This window comes from Pseudoalteromonas sp. XMcav11-Q, assembly GCF_040104525.1.
GTDB lineage: Bacteria > Pseudomonadota > Gammaproteobacteria > Enterobacterales > Alteromonadaceae > Pseudoalteromonas.
On record NZ_JBECOX010000011.1, the window covers coordinates 209,192 to 225,316 of the forward strand.

General features: G+C 43.6%; 19 protein-coding genes. 9 read left to right on the forward strand and 10 right to left on the reverse strand.

Translation table 11 applies throughout. The features are described 5' to 3' along the window. Window positions 1-69: 69 nt before the first annotated feature. Window positions 70-906 (reverse strand): SPFH domain-containing protein, encoded by an 837-nt coding sequence (locus ABMY45_RS17650; RefSeq protein WP_349289276.1) that lies wholly within the window; start codon window positions 904-906, stop codon window positions 70-72. A 102-nt stretch (window positions 907-1,008) separates the two neighbouring features. Here ABMY45_RS17650 and ABMY45_RS17655 point away from each other — a divergent pair, with 102 nt between their 5' ends. Further along, on the forward strand, window positions 1,009-1,422 hold the full coding sequence (locus tag ABMY45_RS17655; RefSeq protein ID WP_349289265.1) for a GNAT family N-acetyltransferase: 414 nt from the start codon (window positions 1,009-1,011) through the stop codon (window positions 1,420-1,422). A gap of 39 nt (window positions 1,423-1,461) precedes the next feature. On the opposite strand, the gene ABMY45_RS17660 is transcribed toward ABMY45_RS17655, so the two are convergent. After that, window positions 1,462-1,647: a hypothetical protein gene (locus ABMY45_RS17660; RefSeq protein WP_010607259.1), complete on the reverse strand. Its 186-nt coding sequence runs from the start codon at window positions 1,645-1,647 to the stop codon at window positions 1,462-1,464. Window positions 1,648-1,851: 204 nt separating this feature from the next. Here ABMY45_RS17660 and ABMY45_RS17665 point away from each other — a divergent pair, with 204 nt between their 5' ends. From ABMY45_RS17665 to ABMY45_RS17675, 3 genes are all read left to right on the forward strand, one after another. Next, window positions 1,852-2,490, forward strand: a complete 639-nt coding sequence (locus ABMY45_RS17665) for a TetR/AcrR family transcriptional regulator (RefSeq protein ID WP_349289266.1) — start codon at window positions 1,852-1,854, stop codon at window positions 2,488-2,490. Window positions 2,491-2,568: 78 nt separating this feature from the next. Beyond that, window positions 2,569-3,555: an MDR family oxidoreductase gene (locus ABMY45_RS17670; protein WP_349289267.1), complete on the forward strand. Its 987-nt coding sequence runs from the start codon at window positions 2,569-2,571 to the stop codon at window positions 3,553-3,555. 91 nt (window positions 3,556-3,646) lie between these two features. After that, complete coding sequence (locus ABMY45_RS17675; protein ID WP_017217850.1) at window positions 3,647-3,895, forward strand: DUF3297 family protein; 249 nt, start codon at window positions 3,647-3,649, stop codon at window positions 3,893-3,895. A gap of 55 nt (window positions 3,896-3,950) precedes the next feature. Here ABMY45_RS17675 and ABMY45_RS17680 read toward each other — a convergent pair whose 3' ends face one another. Both ABMY45_RS17680 and ABMY45_RS17685 read right to left on the reverse strand, forming a co-directional pair. After that, entirely contained in the window at window positions 3,951-4,592 is a 642-nt protein-coding gene (locus ABMY45_RS17680) for a response regulator transcription factor (protein ID WP_174170781.1), read from the reverse strand. A gap of 11 nt (window positions 4,593-4,603) precedes the next feature. After that, window positions 4,604-5,698 carry a histidine kinase gene (locus ABMY45_RS17685; RefSeq protein ID WP_349289268.1) on the reverse strand — a complete coding sequence of 365 codons (1,095 nt, stop codon included), beginning with the start codon at window positions 5,696-5,698 and terminating at the stop codon, window positions 4,604-4,606. Window positions 5,699-5,890: 192 nt separating this feature from the next. On the opposite strand from ABMY45_RS17685, the gene ABMY45_RS17690 reads away from it, so the two are divergent. Together ABMY45_RS17690 and ABMY45_RS17695 are read left to right on the forward strand one after the other, a co-directional pair. Further along, a complete protein-coding gene (locus tag ABMY45_RS17690; protein ID WP_349289269.1) occupies window positions 5,891-6,637 on the forward strand; it encodes a hypothetical protein in 747 nt (248 codons plus the stop codon). Next, window positions 6,637-7,623 carry a tetratricopeptide repeat protein gene (locus tag ABMY45_RS17695; RefSeq protein ID WP_349289270.1) on the forward strand — a complete coding sequence of 329 codons (987 nt, stop codon included), beginning with the start codon at window positions 6,637-6,639 and terminating at the stop codon, window positions 7,621-7,623. The genes ABMY45_RS17690 and ABMY45_RS17695 overlap by 1 nt, the downstream gene beginning before the upstream one ends. Before the next feature lie 61 nt (window positions 7,624-7,684). Here ABMY45_RS17695 and ABMY45_RS17700 read toward each other — a convergent pair whose 3' ends face one another. The 5 genes from ABMY45_RS17700 to ABMY45_RS17720 all read right to left on the reverse strand — a co-directional run bounded on the left by ABMY45_RS17700 (window position 7,685) and on the right by ABMY45_RS17720 (window position 12,874). After that, window positions 7,685-7,855 (reverse strand): hypothetical protein, encoded by a 171-nt coding sequence (locus ABMY45_RS17700; protein WP_099642116.1) that lies wholly within the window; start codon window positions 7,853-7,855, stop codon window positions 7,685-7,687. A gap of 397 nt (window positions 7,856-8,252) precedes the next feature. After that, window positions 8,253-8,882, reverse strand: coding sequence for an SDR family oxidoreductase (locus tag ABMY45_RS17705; protein WP_239421913.1), 630 nt, complete (start codon window positions 8,880-8,882; stop codon window positions 8,253-8,255). A gap of 179 nt (window positions 8,883-9,061) precedes the next feature. Further along, a complete protein-coding gene (gene dbpA, locus ABMY45_RS17710) occupies window positions 9,062-10,450 on the reverse strand; it encodes an ATP-dependent RNA helicase DbpA (protein WP_130126731.1) in 1,389 nt (462 codons plus the stop codon). A gap of 98 nt (window positions 10,451-10,548) precedes the next feature. Next, window positions 10,549-11,358 carry a peptidase S8 gene (locus ABMY45_RS17715; RefSeq protein WP_349289271.1) on the reverse strand — a complete coding sequence of 270 codons (810 nt, stop codon included), beginning with the start codon at window positions 11,356-11,358 and terminating at the stop codon, window positions 10,549-10,551. Between the two features lie 94 nt (window positions 11,359-11,452). Next, entirely contained in the window at window positions 11,453-12,874 is a 1,422-nt protein-coding gene (locus ABMY45_RS17720; RefSeq protein ID WP_349289272.1) for a DEAD/DEAH box helicase, read from the reverse strand. Between the two features lie 280 nt (window positions 12,875-13,154). Here ABMY45_RS17720 and ABMY45_RS17725 point away from each other — a divergent pair, with 280 nt between their 5' ends. Both ABMY45_RS17725 and ABMY45_RS17730 read left to right on the forward strand, forming a co-directional pair. Continuing rightward, window positions 13,155-14,165, forward strand: coding sequence for a catalase family peroxidase (locus tag ABMY45_RS17725; RefSeq protein ID WP_349289273.1), 1,011 nt, complete (start codon window positions 13,155-13,157; stop codon window positions 14,163-14,165). Continuing rightward, window positions 14,158-14,685, forward strand: coding sequence for a cytochrome b (locus ABMY45_RS17730; protein WP_227387326.1), 528 nt, complete (start codon window positions 14,158-14,160; stop codon window positions 14,683-14,685). Before ABMY45_RS17725 ends, ABMY45_RS17730 begins: the two co-directional genes overlap by 8 nt. A 32-nt stretch (window positions 14,686-14,717) precedes the next feature. On the opposite strand, the gene ABMY45_RS17735 is transcribed toward ABMY45_RS17730, so the two are convergent. Further along, window positions 14,718-15,020 (reverse strand): hypothetical protein, encoded by a 303-nt coding sequence (locus tag ABMY45_RS17735; protein ID WP_349289274.1) that lies wholly within the window; start codon window positions 15,018-15,020, stop codon window positions 14,718-14,720. 361 nt (window positions 15,021-15,381) lie between these two features. Between ABMY45_RS17735 and ABMY45_RS17740 the strand changes: the two genes are divergently transcribed. After that, window positions 15,382-15,846: a hypothetical protein gene (locus tag ABMY45_RS17740; RefSeq protein WP_010607246.1), complete on the forward strand. Its 465-nt coding sequence runs from the start codon at window positions 15,382-15,384 to the stop codon at window positions 15,844-15,846. Window positions 15,847-16,125: the final 279 nt, after the last annotated feature.

Here is a 16,125-nt window from a genome sequence, read left to right on the forward strand (position 1 = left end):
CTGGTTGAGAGCAACAACTGACCTTCTCGCTATTGTTACTCCCAACTCAAACGAATTATTGGTACTTTGTTATCGACTCTCTTTAACCAGTGGAATGCCGTTGGTGCCAACCGGAATATAAACCGTTGTATGGTTAGGAGATTCTGCCATTTTTAGCTGCGCATTTATCGCTTCATGTTGTAAGTAGTTTGCAGTAAGTGTGGCGTTGATGATCTTTTGCGCTTCAGCGATACCTTTTGCTTCTTCAATCCGAATTTCCGCATCTTTTTTCGCAATGGCCTTTTGAGTTTCTTTTTCTGCTAGCAGCTGTTGCGCAGCAAGTTTCTTTTCTACAGCATTGGCTACGATATCTGGATAATTAATGTTACCGATCACCACTTGCTTGATATCAAATGGCACTAACTGTAGGTAGCCTTTTAAACGTTTTGTGACGATTTCAGCAATTTGTTCGCGTTTGCTTTTTAATGCGCCGCTGTCGTATTGTTGGACTTCGTCGCGAACATAGGTTCTGAAAGTTTCGCGAACAAAACGCTGATACCAGTTCTCTGCACCATAATTTTCGACGACATCTTTTACTGTACCTGGTTTAATTGCAATAACGGCATGAAAATCAAAACTGATATTCAAGTCATCTTTGGCTAAGATCTCAAAGCGTTCTGTATACGTGTTTGGACGCATATCGATATTGACGACTTGGTTTCTAAGCGGGGAAAAACCATAGTTGCTCGGACCTACTAAGCTACCTTGGTAACCACCAGAACCAAAAAATCTCGGTTGCTCAAAAACATAGCCTTCATGTCCTGCGGGTGTGCTGGGGTTAGTGCAAGATGTGATGGAAAAAAGTAACACAATGCCAATCACGATAATAGATATAATTGAGCTTCCAATGCTAGATTTTGATTTCATCATAGATGATTCCTTTATAGGTACTTTATTCGCTATGATAGGTGACAATACTAAAGCGAACAACAATTACCTTAGTTCAACGATATCAACCGGAGCGCAGTAGTGAAAATATCCGTGGTAGAAAATCCTGAGCAACAATTTGTCGATTTTTTAAGTAGTAAAATTAGCGAGTTTAACTGGGCTAATTGGGAGGTCACAGAGCGTCTTCCATTGGCGGTTGAAGTAAAGGGTGAGCCTGGAGAGGTTGTTGCAGGTGCAGCCGCGCGTACTTTTGGCAACTGGTTGTTGCTTGATACTTTGTGGGTTTCTGAGACACTAAGGGGTCAAAATATCGGCTCACAGATACTAGAAAGCCTAGAAGCGGCAGCCAAACAAAGAGGGTGCGTGAAATGCTTACTCGATACCTTAAATTTTCAGGCAATGCCATTTTATGAAAAGCATGGCTATGAGACCCAATGGATCCAAGAACATTACCCTAAAGATGGCTGTAAGTATTTTATGGTAAAGGTGTTATAACAAGTTTAGTGGGTAAGAGTACTTACCCACAATGGCGCATTAATACGGATTTGGACAAGTTCGCACCTGAAAGTGTGTAAACCAAGGACAGCCTTGATCGAACTTGCTTTCTGGGTATAAAGGTGGATTGCCAGCACCTGCAATATTTGGGGTTTGCGCCATTGGTAGGTCTTGTAAATCTTTTGAAAGGGACTTAATTGCCTTTTTGTTTAATTTAAGTTTCATACTTGTTTCCTTGTGTTAAATTCATTGTTTATCTTATCGAGAAAAGTGGAGAGTGCAAGGGGGGATGGGTATTTTATTTATAGGAAGCATATATTGATGAAAAATGTAGAAAACACAGAGCAGTTGGCTGCAGTAAATCAAAAGGTAGTAAGAGAAGGTGAGCGCTATTTACATTTGTAGACGACCGGTCTAATATTTATCACTATGAGTGAGCATACTGTAAAGCGGCGTAAAGGCCGACCAAAAAAAGAGCAAACAGGTTTTAGTGAAACCAAGGCTGCATTGATCCGAACTGGAATGGAAATTCTCACAGAAAAAGGGTTTGCTGCGACCGGTATTGATGCCATTTTACGCTCGGTGAATGTACCAAAAGGGTCGTTTTACCACTACTTTTCAAGTAAAGAAGCGTATGGTTTAGTGCTGATTGAAAACTATTCCTCTTTTTTAAAAGCAAAGTTAGTGAAAGCATTATCGGTCGAATATCTTGATCCGTTAGCGCGACTTGCGTTGTTTATGGATCAAGCTGAGGTGTCGATGAGAAAGTACAGCTATTCGCGAGGTTGCTTAGTTGGTAATCTAAGCCAAGAAGTTGCGCAGTTACCAGAGTCGTTCAGAGATAAATTAGACGATGTGCTTAATGAGTGGCAAGCGCTGGTCGCTGAGTGTTTTGAACAAGCAAAGCTGCTTGGACATATTGCCAGAGAAACAAACTGCGACGAGCTAGCCTACACGTTTTGGAATGGTTGGGAAGGCGCGGTAATGAGAGCTAAACTTGAACAAAGTGCAGTGCCACTAAAGCTATTCTCTGAGTTTTTTATTCGTTCAATACAAGTGTCTGGTTAACCATTTTGCAGTTAAGTGGGTTAAACCACACTCTTTTTATAATTTAATAGACGGTCGGTCTAATTAATGGGGGGAGATATGTTTAAAGCAATAATAATCGATAAGAAAGATGGCAATTATACTGCGACACTCGATGAGGTTAGCGAACAGGAGTTAATGCCGGGAGATGTTGATATTGAGGTATTATACTCGACACTCAATTACAAAGACGCGCTAGCGATCACAGGAAAGTCACCTGTGGTGAGAAGCTTTCCCATGATCCCTGGTATTGATTTTGTCGGTAAAGTATCGGCTTCGAATCACTCTGACTATGAGCGAGGGCAATTGGTAATACTCAATGGTTGGGGAGTTGGAGAAAAACACTGGGGCGGTCTGGCACAAAAAGCACGAGTTAACGGCGAATGGCTCGTCCCTGTGCCAGCCAACTTCGAGCCAAAAGACGCAATGGCTATCGGCACCGCAGGCTATACCGCGATGTTGTGTATTATGGCACTTGAACGGCATGGCGTAACGCCCGAGCAAGGTGAAATATTGGTGACCGGTGCAGCGGGTGGTGTGGGTAGCGTGGCGATTGCTATTCTGTCAAAGCTTGGATTTAGCGTTACAGCGCTAAGTGGCAGAGTTGAGCAAGAATCTCAATTTCTCAAGCAGCTTGGCGCACAAAATGTGATTCATCGCAGCGAGTTAGAAGGAGTGGGTAAGCCGCTTGCAAAAGAACGTTGGGTTGGAGTCGTTGACGTGGTTGGTTCACATGTTTTAGCAAATGCATGTGCTGGCACTAAATATGGTGGTGTCGTTACTGCGTGTGGCTTAGCAGGTGGTATGGATTTCCCTGCCACTGTAGCACCTTTTATTTTACGAGGGGTGACGTTGGCCGGAATTGATAGTGTGATGAGCCCCAAAGCGTTAAGGCTTGAAGCATGGCAACGGTTAGCGAGTGATCTTGATTTAAATAAACTTGGCGTCATCGCTCATGAAATCCCCTTAGCCGAAGCTATATCTACAGCTGCGGATTTGCTTAATGGCAAGGTGAGAGGTCGTATAATTGTGGACATTAACGCCTAGCATAGATTTCTCAAAATTTAGGCATGTGACTATTGAGCAGATTGGTGTGATTACCTACAATACAGCATGCTTAAATAATTGAAGACAAACGATGACAGATTCAACTGAAAAACCAGCACTACCAGATAGACTTTCAATCAACCCTCGCAGCCCACATTATGCTAAAGAAATACTAGAGCACCACATTGGCATTCGTTTTAATGGAAAAGAACGTACCGATGTTGAAGAGTATTGCATTAGTGAAGGCTGGATCAAAGTCGCTGCGCCAAAAGCGCTAGATCGCCGAGGTCAGCCTTTGCTAATTAAATCAAAAGGAACGGTTGAAGCTTACTATTGCTAAGCGCCGTGATGATGCACCAATCTGCTCAGGAGTAAATTGGTGCACTTTGTTTAAGCTACTGTAATATTCCCATCTCGATTGCTAATAGCACCGCACGGGTTCTATCCCTCACACCCAGTTTAGAAAGTAAATTGGAGACATGATTTTTGATTGTGCCTTCTGACTTGTGTAAGGCTTCGGCTATTTCCTTGTTGGAATAACCATTTGCAACCAGTCTCAATACCTCTATTTCTCGTACGCTAAGCGTCTCTGTGGCTTTGAACTCAGAAAAATCATTGTCGAGTTTTGGTGCATACTTTAATAGGGTTTCTGTAATCGCCGGTTGAAAGTAGGTTTCACCATTGAGGATGGTTTTCATTGCATTCACCAACGAATCTAGAGCGATATCTTTGAGTACAAAGCCTTTGGCTCCATTACTTAAGCTGTCCAGAACGAGTTTGGGGTCATCAAAGGTTGTTAGCACTAATACTGGGATCGTTATACCTCGACTATTTAGCTGTTTCAAGGTAGCGATACCGTTCATAACTGGCATGGATAGATCCAGTAGAATAATATCAGGTGCAACCTCTGATAGCCCATCAAGCAACGTCTGGCCATTGTCGTACTGGGCAATCACTTCAACTTCTTCGTTAAATTGTAATAAAGTGACAATGCCTTCTCTTACGAGTTTCTGGTCGTCAACCACGACTACTTTCATCAATATCGTCCTTACTGTGGAGTTAACGAGAGTTCAATTTTATAGTGTAGGGCACGATTGTGCTCATAGAGATGCAAGTGGCCACCACACTCAAATACGCGTTCAGACATCCCCGTTAAACCATTCCCTTTTTGCCATTGTTCACTGATATAGCCATCATCATGCATATCGACGAAAAGCTTTTCTTCATCTTGCGTCATGACAATCCAAAATTGCTTCGCATGACTATGCCTTAGGCTGTTGGTTATTGCTTCTTGAACACAGCGCAGCAGCACTTGTGCTATATGGCTATCGTCAACAGCAATATGTTGTGGAATGGTTGCATGCACTTTTAGCTCAGGAGTATGTTGGAGTAGTAAGGTAAGCGATTGATGAAAATCAATATCTCTGTGCTGTCTGAGCATATCCACGGCATCTCGCACATCATTCAGAAGTAACTTAGCTACGCTTTGACATTCTTGGATTTGCTGTTGGGCTGGTGTCTCGGCAGTCATTCTTTGCGCTATTTGCAATTTAATACTGAGTGCCGTGAGGTGATGGCCTAGCAGGTCGTGTAAGTCCCGCGCGATACGGGTGCGCTCAGAATGCTTCGATAGCTCAGAAAGTAAGTGTTGCGTGGATTGCAACTGAGCATGTTGATTTTGGATCTCGACCCTGGCTTGCTGTTCTCGTTGATGGGTGGTGGCTAATAGCAAGGCGAATAGGTGAAACAGGCCATACAGTAATCCCTCAATCCAAAGCAGGTGTTGTTGTTTTACACTCTGCATTGTAAACCAGGCCAATACGATGATGAGGGTGGAGCAAGCAGATACGCGAATGGGGAGCAGATAAGCAACAACGGCAACCCAGATAATGGTAAGAATGGATAGGTATCCAAATTGCAGGATCCAGCCACAGGCAAAAGCTGAAAATAGCATAAGGACTAGCGCAAGCCATTGTAATTTGTGTTCACATTGCTCACAGGTGCCAATGAGATAGCCAAGCGCATAAAAACAGAAGAAGCTGCTAAAGAGAGATATTTCTGGCGCTTCAGGCTGTTGATTCGTTATGTAAACTGAAATAGCGAAAAGGGCAACCCAAGTCATCAGCGCCAGTAGGTCTCTCATATCTCGATTTGCGATTAATTTTCCGAATATCAACGCCAATGTCCTCGTGCCGTTTTCTTCACTAAGTATGACAAAGTACCAAGGTTGTGCCTATAGGCCAAAAGTCATGGTTTTACATCATGACGTTTGGGACAGGTGCTCCTGATGTGGTAGCGCTAGGCTAAAGGTCGAAATCATAAAAGAGAGATTGTTATGCTTCTTGTTCATCAGTTTGCTTTGTATTTGCACATAATTATTGGTGCTATTGCGCTAATTGTATTTTGGGTTCCAGTTGTGACCGTAAAAGGCAGCCCACAGCATAGACTATGGGGAAAAATATTTACTTGGTGTATGTGGTTGGTTTCCGTCAGTGGCATTGTCATGTGTCTAATTGTGATCTACGACCCATTGGCAATCCGTTATCCCTCTCAACACATTGATCAGGCGCTAGGGCAACAGCTGGAATTAAAGCAACGTCAATTAAGTGAATTTTTACTGATGCTGTCAGTATTGGTGTTGGCAAATATTCGTCATTCGAGCTTGGTTTTAGCGGCTAAACAGCACCGTGAGCGATTAAAAAGCGGGTCTCATTTATTGCTGATTGGGCTCTTAGCGGCAACAGGTTGGCGAGTGTTGTACACTGCGCTTACATTTGGCAGTACGCTCTATCTAATATTTTCACTTATTGTGCTCTCTACTGTCGCTACTATGTTGTTCTACATATTTAAGCCAACACTCAAACCACGAGAGTGGGTGCTGGAGCATATGAGTACCATTTTAGGCGCTGGAATTGCGGTATATACGGCATTTTTTGCGGTGGGTGGACGTCATTGGTTAGCGCAGCTATTGCCTGGGGCTTGGCAGCTAGTGCCATGGTTGTTACCCGCAGTGGTTGGCACCTTGGGCATCCTGTTTTACAAAAAACAGCTTAATCACCGCCAAGCAAGGGGGAGCAAATAATGTTTCGGATGAATAAAGTACTTTGCTTAATGATGATACTAGTGGTAACGCCAAAAGTGTTTGCGATGCCGAACATTACCGATGCATTGGAGCATGCCAAAATACTATTTGAGCAACAGGCGATAGTGGATGCTGAGCAAGCTTTTCTGGCACTGCAAGAAACGCATCCAAATGAGTCGTTCTATTATCTTGGCAGAGTTAAGTTGGCGTCGAATCAATTTGATGAAGCAGAAGAGTACCTTGAAAAAGCACTGCGTCTCGAGCCTAACAGTGCGGATGAGTATTATTGGTACGCCAAGGTAAATGCAGAGCAGATAAAGCATGCCTCTATATTTTCAAAACTGAGTTATGCCAGCAACACAGAAGATGCGTTTTTAGCGGCAATAGACAAAGACGCAACGCATATCAAAGCGCTGCAAGGGTTGTTCTATTTCTACCTTTCAGCACCAAGCATTGCAGGTGGCTCTGAGGCCAAGGCGGTGCGACAGATAAGGGCGATAGAAGCCTTATCTTCCCATGCCGCAATGAAGCTATGGATCGACTTTTATTTGCTGACTGGCAATGATGAAGCGTTGATAACCTATACTAACACCTTGCTTGAACGCAAAACTATTGATGAAGCAGTGTTGTTTAAAGCTGGAATAGCGCTGCAGAGTATCAAACATTACGATGGTGCATTTGCGTTTTTTAGAACTTTAATAGTAATTAAGGAAGCAAAGCATTACGCTGCGGGGCTTTACCAAATTGGTCGGACGGCGGTGTTTTCAGAGGTTAATGTAGACGAGGGGATCGCAGCATTACAAACGTATTTAACACTTGAGATCAGTACAGATGGTCCAGATAAAAACTGGGCACGGTTACGTTTAAGCCAGCTCTATATGCTCCAAGGAAATACCCTAGGTGCTAAAAAGTTAATCGGCAAATTAAAGTCAACGCGAATCAGCGACAAAGACCTAATCAAAGCGATTAGACAGCTGCGAATCTGAGTATTTAGTTCATTTGTTTTATTAGGATGGCAAACGTCGAGCAAGCTCGACGTTTTAGCGATTACTGAGCTGAAGTTAACCAGCTCAGAAATTGACGTGCTTCGCCGCCATTGGCGAATTGTGTGATCTTACGGCCTGTGCCGTCAGCAAAGATCACTTTAGATTTGTTCACCGAAATTGAGCGAATTGGTTGCTCAACACGGATCTCTGTTCCGTTATATGTATATGACATAATAAAACTCACTTTTATAATGCACAGCAAATTAGCTGATGCTTTTGATAGTAGATGAGCTTCATTACAGTTTAGCGAACAGAAGACACTGTCCTCGCAACGACCCGAGACGGGTATGACAGCTTATACCAATTTTCTTAATTGGCTTGATTTCGCCTGACTATATTAAGCTCTACTTGTATTTTTTATGCGGACTTACTGGATCAAGGCAAGGAGGCATTACTTGAGGTTTGCTTTATTTTGAGAGGAAGTTAAAGCAAGAGAGGGATGATATAGAATTGCATTTTTTAAAGCAAGATTTTTATGTCAGTGAAGCGATAAATATTTTCAACACTTAGCCAAATTAAAGCACCTAAGTTTGCCCCGAGGCGTTAAACCCCGAGACATAGCTGCCCTATTAGCGCAGCGTTTGTTCGACTGACTGCTTGCCATTAAATAGCTCAAATGTGAGGTTCTGAGGATGTTGAGTGGCAAGGTAAGCTAGCGCGTCTGCGACATTCTCTCGACTTATTACGGCATCTTCTCTATTTGCAGGGCGTGCGGTCGAGAATCCCCCAGTTGCAGGCTCATTTTGTAACGCACCCGGTCGGACGATAGTGTAGTTTACAATATTTCTCTGTAGGTGTTGATCGGCCATGTGTTTGGCTACCAAGTACGGTTTGATTTCACTTTCAATGTTATCAGGATCGTCAGCACCAATAGAGCTGACCATAATAAAATGTTTAACGTTTGCTTTCACAGCATAGTTAATGGCTTTAATGGCGGCCCACAAATCAATAAGTAGGGTTTTATCCGCTCCAGTCTCTCCACCAGAGCCTGCGCTAAATATTACCTGCTCGACGTTGTCAAAGGCTGAACTAAAATCGCCTTCGAGGTCTTGCTCTATGATAGTGAGTTGCTCAGACTGAATATCAGCTAGTTTACTTTTATTGCGCACTAACGCCACGACGTCATGGCCTTGTTCCAGCATTTTCTTTGTCGTCATTTTTCCAATTTGACCACTGGCACCAATAATTAAGGTCTTCATAGATAAACTCCTTTAAAGTGTTTGCTCAATTAAGACCTTGGGGTCATGGTGCAGATTTAAACCCCTATGGTGGAAATAGGTTACAAATAGGTTATTAATAGGCGAGTAATTGCTTGGATAATCTAAAGTCGTGGTGGTCAGGGAAAAGTTGACCACCATAGAGAGGGGAGAGTGACCTGTTACTTTGTTACTTTGCGAGCTCTAAAATTTCGGCCTTTCATTTTTCCTTCTGAGATTGTTTTAAGCGCCACGTTGGCAATACTACGCTCAACCGCAACGTATGAAGACATCGCAGTGACTTTGATTTTGCCGATTTGATCACCTTTTAACGCTTGATTTGAGGTCAGTGCACCCAAGATATCACCCGGTCTTAATTTCGCTTTCTTACCGCCGTCGATTTGAATGGTTACCATCGGCGCTCGGTTAATTTTGTTATTTAACACTTGGTCGCTTGGCAGGGTATTGGGCTCAATTGTCTTACCTAAATAGTCTTCGAGGGCATTTACTTTATGCGATTCTTTATAACTCATTAAAGAGCATGCCACGCCTTTATTGCCTGCACGTCCGGTTCTGCCAACGCGGTGAACATGCACTTCTGGGTCATGGGCGATATGGTAGTTGATCACCATATCTACATGGTCGACGTCGATACCCCGGGCTGCGACATCCGTTGCCAACAAAATGGTCACGCTCTTATTCGCAAAACGAACCAATGTGCGGTCACGGTCTTTTTGCTCTAAATCACCGTGAAGTGCTGCTGCATCAAAACCTAGGCTATATAGGCTGTCGCATACGTTCTGGCATTCTGCCTTGGTGTTGCAGAAGATAACCGCTGAGTTTGGTTGAAATTGCATTAACAGCTTTTGTACCGCAGGCAATCTCGCATCGTTATTGTCGACTTCGTAAAAGTACTGTTCAATTGAGCTATCGTCATGTGTTGCTTCAACTGTGACTTTGGCTGCATCTTTCATGATGTGCTGCGCGAGCTGCTCTATTTTTGGCGGGTAGGTAGCACTAAATAACAGGTTTTGGCGTGCTGTAGGGCAGTGATCTATGATGCACTGTAGTGACTCTTCAAAGCCCATCTCCAACATGCGATCCGCTTCATCCAGTACAAAGGTATTCACTTCATCTAGCGACAAACGGCCTTTGCGCAGGTGCTCTTCAATACGCCCAGGCGTGCCCACAATGATGTGCGCACCGTGTTCAAGAGAGCCAATCTGCGGACCCATAGGTGCACCACCGCACAGCGCTAACACTTTGATGTTATGGACTGCACGGGCAAGCTTGCGAATTTCAACTGCAACCTGATCGGCAAGCTCTCGAGTTGGGCATACCACAAGCGCCTGCACGCGAAAGCGTTTCACGTTTAAATTATGTAATAGTCCTAAAGAGAAAGCGGCGGTTTTACCTGAGCCTGTTTTACCTTGGCCAATGACATCTTTACCCGCTAAGATAAGCGGTAAGGTTTGTGCTTGAATGTCAGTCATGGTGTGATACCCCAATGACGCGAGGTTATCGAGTAAGGCGCTGGAAAGTGAGGTACTTGAAAAAAGTGGCTGAGTCAAAGTCGCTGTCTCTGTAGTTCTAAAACAGCAATTATAACATGGCTCGAACGGATAGCGCGTGTAAGGCCGTGATAAAATTTTTACCACGGCCAAGTGCGTTAAAAAATAATCTTAAACATTTCCCATGAACAGGGATAAGTGGCATTACAGCCTATGACGGTAGGATGCACATTGGCTCCCGCGCCACCATTACCTGCGGCTTGGATATAGTGACCATTGATTGACTTAAGCGCCACTTTATCGCCATTTTGGATCAAAGCACCGGGGTTATTCGGCAACTCAATCGTGAAGGTTTCCCAAATAGAAGCCACCGTTCGATTGGCATTTAACTCAGCGCCACCACCTTGCTCTGCAACAAAGTAATAGCCAGTGGCTGTTTGAATGTGGACGGTGTCGCCATCAAACAGGTTACCGCCGTTGACATCGATAAGATTAAATCGCTCCCAAGGGCCAATCGCAATACGATTGGCGTTTACTGTATTACCGCCATTGTTTTCTGCAACGAAGTAGTATTGTCCGCCGGTTTCAAACGACACATTAGTAAAAATCGTCGGGCCACATGGGGCTGTAGTGAAGGTTAAGTCTTCCCCTTGAATGGTGGTGCGAGGTGGCTTTGGATCTCCTCGAAAACGAAAATGATATTCGCTGCCGCAATCTAGGTTCGCTATTTGTGCGCTAACCGGGCCATTAATGCCAGCCGGTGTTGCGAGTACGCTGTAGCCGTAGTTAGTAGCTGGGCCATAATCAAACGTTTCTCCACTTAAACCAATAGTAGAGGCGGAATAGCCGTTTAATTGAGCGGAGGTTTCTGTGATATTGCTCGCAGCTTGGGTCACATATTGCGTACCAGCGTGCGCTAAAAATGTACTACCAAACAATGTGAACAGTATCAATTTCAAGATATTCATTGTCTAGCTCCTTTGACTAAAAAAGCTGTTACGATTAACAGCCCTTTTAGCTTAGGAGAAAGAGCTGCAAATGCTATTACACCTGCTTACACCATTAATTGCCAGAAGTGGGCTTCTGACGTGGTGTACGCTTTTCTCCAGCGTGTTGGCTCTTTGGCTTGTTTGCAGACGATGATGGACGGCGTCTACGGTTGCCATTGTTATTACCAGCAGGTTTACCGTTGCCACTTGGCTTATTGTTGCGAGGACCTGAATTTTGCTTAGGTTTGTTTTTCGGCTGAGCGGAAGGTGTTTGCTCAGCGTCTGTCGCCTTTGGCTTTTTAGGTTTCTTTGGCTTTTTCGGTTTGATTGGGCGTGTATCTAATTTTGACTCAGGTACGGCAAGTTGCGGCTCAAACCCTGGCTCCACTTTACGTGGCACCAGCTGTTGAATTAATCGTTCAATGCCAAATAAGTCGCTTGCGGTCTCTTGGGTAACAAACGAGATAGCTTCACCTGTCGCACCAGCGCGGCCTGTTCTGCCGATACGGTGAACATAATCTTCGTAAACATTTGGCAGGTCAAAGTTCACGACATGAGGCAGCTCTTGAATATCCAAGCCCCTTGCTACAATATCAGTGGCAACAAGTACACGCACTTCACCATTTTTAAAGCCAGCAAGGGCTTTCATGCGAGCGCTTTGGCTTTTATTACCATGGATTGCTGCGGCATTGATCTTGTCTTTTTCTAGATCCTTTACCAAGCGGTTGGCACCGTGTTTTGTGCGGGTGAATACCAACACTTGTTGCCAATTATGCGTTTGCACTAAATGCTTGAGTAAGTTGGTGCGTTTACTTTTGTCTACCGGGTACACCCACTGAGTCACGCTTTTTGCGGTGCTGTTTGCTGGTGCCACAGAAATCTCTACCGGATCATGAATTAGCCCTTTCGCCAAGGCTCTAATCTCTTCAGAGAATGTTGCAGAGAACATCAAGTTTTGTCTGCGGCTTGGCAATACTTTGATGATGCGTTTGATATCGTGAATAAAGCCCATATCTAGCATACGGTCGGCTTCATCCAATACCAGTACTTCAAGGTCATCAAATTTGACAGCATTCTGCTGGTAAAGGTCGAGTAATCGCCCAGGTGTTGCCACTAAAACATCAATGCCTTTACGCAGCTTCATCATTTGCGGATTGATCTTCACACCGCCGTAAACGACTTCAGAGCTGATAGGCAGGTGTTTACTGTACAGCGCAACACTTTGCCATACTTGGTCAGCAAGCTCTCTGGTTGGTGTTAGAATTAACGCGCGTACATTATTCGCACGTGGTTTAGTACCGGCAATCAGCTTTTGCAACAAAGGTAATGTAAAGCCCGCTGTTTTGCCCGTTCCCGTTTGCGCTGCAGCCATCACGTCTCTACCTTCTAAAATGGCAGGAATGGCTTGTTCTTGAATGGGAGTCGGTTTGTCGTAACCTTGTTCGACAACGGCTTGATTTATTTCTGGGGCTAAACCTAGGTGGCTAAAGCTCATGATTTTGTACTCTGTATTGGGCGGCGGGCAAGAGTACAGTATTTACTCCGCTTAAGCAATTTCGCCGTGTTGTTAAATAGCCTCAGGTTAAATAACGATAGGCGGGTAGATAACAAGGCATAGCGTTAAAAGCAGAATGTAAACATCAGGATTACAATCAAAATAAGTGAAAGGAAACGTTCGTACTAGAGGTCTATTGATGGCATTAGTTATTCACGACCAGTTTGCTCTGTATCTGAGTCACTAATTTGGCAAACTGGGTTAACTTAGGAGCCGTTTTGTGAAATACACATCTGTATCCTTGTTAGAAAAGGGGTTTTATGTTGCGAGCCTTGCTGTTGCGTTGTTACTTTCACCATTAACACAAGCGCAAACCGAGCAAGTCACCGCCCAGCAATTTGTCGATTTGCAACAAGGACAAAACCACTTCCCTGGGTTTCGTAGGGCACACGCAAAAGGGATTTGTGTGTCAGGAGAGTTTAAATCGAATGGGCGGCTATCTCAGTACTCAGACGCAACCGTTTTTAAAGCCGGCACGCATCCATTTATTGGTCGATTGTCCATTGCTGGAAATAATCCGCACGCTGCGGAGTTGACTGCACCAGTAAGGAGCTTTGCGCTGAGCTTCGTAACAGGTGCTCAGCGTTGGAATATTGCGATGAATACGCCTCCAGTGATGGCGGTAACGAATCCGCATGATTTTTATCAGCAAATTGTTGCTCTGAAGCAGGGCAAAGAGGCAGTAAAAGACTTTTTTGCTGGGCACCCTGAGAGTGCGGATTTTTTGGCATGGAAAGCGAGTTACACGCCAAGCTCGAGTTTTGCCCTTGAGACTTATCATAGTATTAATGCGTTTTATTTGGTTGATGAAAAAGCGCAGCGTCAGGCTATTCGCTGGAAAATGCTGCCATTAAATGAAGAAAGTAAAAATCCTTACACAGGCAAAGACGCGCTACAGCAAGAATTTGCAACTCGATTAGAGAAAGGAGCTGTACGCTTCAATTGGCAGTTTATATTTGCCAAGCAAGAAGATGATGAAAATAATCCAGCCAAACTTTGGCCCAGTAACCGCGCGAAGGTAGATGCAGGAGAGATCTTCATAACGCATTGGCAACCGCAATTATCGGGGAACTGCCATGCGCTCAATTTTGATCCCTTGATATTACCTAGCGGTGTTAAAGCAACCGAAGATCCAATTCTAAGAGCGCGCTCTGCTGCCTATGCAGAGTCTTATCGCCGTAGGGCTAAGGAGCAATTGATGGGCGCACTTGAGGAGACAGTGAATGATTGATCAAATAACACGATTTAATCTCGCGATGAGAGTGCTTCACTGGTCTATGGCATTACTTATCTTTGCCATGATTTTTGCAGGACTTGCGATGGTACGTGCGCTTGAGCCTTGGCAGCTTACCTTACTTGGGCTACATAAATCATTTGGTGTGCTGGCACTTTTGCTACTTTTATTGCGCTTTCTTATTAGAATAAAGTCATCGACACCTAGCTTGCCATCTGGGATGTCGACAATACAAGTCAAACTGGCCAAATTCAGCCACTGGCTGCTTTACGCATTGATGTTAATCATACCGACTAGCGGCCTGTTGATGCAGTATTATGCAGCGCGACCAATAGTGGTGTTCGACTTTTTCACCATTCCAGCCGCAATGGTGCCTTACATCGAATACTTTGCTGTATTTCGCGAAGGACATGGTTTTGCTGTATTGCTACTGATTGCAGTACTTGCAGTTCATATTGGAGCGGCGCTTTATCATCACTTTATAAGAAAAGATGGCGTGCTAAAAAGCATGTTGTAATGACCCAAGGCCTGCTTACTGGCAGGCCGTTATTATAAGTATGCTTGCAGTGCTGTTAAGTCTACCTTAGCTTGTAATTTTACTGCGATTAAATATAACCCCGCCAGTTTGCGGTGAATAAACAACGCATCTACAGGTGGAGTATGCCACTCGTTAGAGCTGCCATTCAACGCTAGCCCTTTTTCACTGAGCCCTTTACTCAGTTGGCTATTAGCGAAATCAAATGGGCCGTCACATCGAAGTGGAGTCGTCGCAAGTAAAAACAGCTCAATAACTGCGTCACAATAGTCAGGTGCAATATCTGTGTCGAAAAAACAAGAAAAAACATGTGACACCCACTACGATTCATCAGGGAAAAAACAAGGGAAAAACAAGAAAAAACATGTGACACCCACTACTATTTGCATCAAAAACAGAAAACAAGAAAGAATAAATCAATGACACCCATTACTATAAATCGGCTGCATGTTTGACTAGCCTTAATTATCAATTGCAGAAAAAAAACATGTGACACCCACTACTATTCATCAGGAGTACGAAAAACAAGGGACACCCACTACTATTTGCATCAAAAACAGAAAACAAGAAAGAATAAATCAATGACACCCATCACTATAAATCGGCTGCATGTTTGACTAGCCTTAATTATCAATTGCTGCAGGAGTAGGCTTTCTACTCTTTTTATTAAGAGGTTTTATGAATAATACAGAAACACAATCAATCGAAAGTATATGGCAAGAGCAGCTTTCAGGTTATGGCTGTGATCCCGATTTAGCTTATGCCAAAAATACGTTTTTTAACCAGTCTAACGAGTCTATTTCAGCAGCATTTTCTCGCAGCGTAATTGAAAGGGCAAATGAACTAAGAGTTATGCCTAATGTGTTATTTAATACGTACTTTTACTTCTTCATTGACTTCCTAATGAAAACAGATCATGAACCATTCGACGCTTCTGAGATAGCGAGCTGTTTTGCATCCCTTCTCAAAGAGAAGCTGGATTCAAACTCGATTGCTAGCTCAGAACTCGTCAAGCAATCCAAAGGCGCGGTGGACTATTTAACGCGTAACACTATTTTTTTTAATGAGGATGCGGATATCTACGGTGATCTAGAAGCAAAGTTGAAGGCTTTAAAAAGCCAGTTAAAGACTTATCAAATTTAGGCTGCATCTGAGGTTAAAAATAGTGGTCAAATTGAGTTGGCCAATGAAAGCTAATAAATAGATAAAAGAAATAAGTAAGAAATAAGTGACATCCATCACTATTAATATCCAAGCTGAGGAAGTGAAGTAAAAAAGTATAAAAATACTTCAACCACTTTGGTCAAAAACGTTTATAGATAGGCTAATTTTTAGCGCTCAGGCGTATCTATTCAACAAAACAGGTTTATCGCGCACGACAAGGCGCTGTAAATACAACAGTAAGAAATTCTAGAGTTGAAA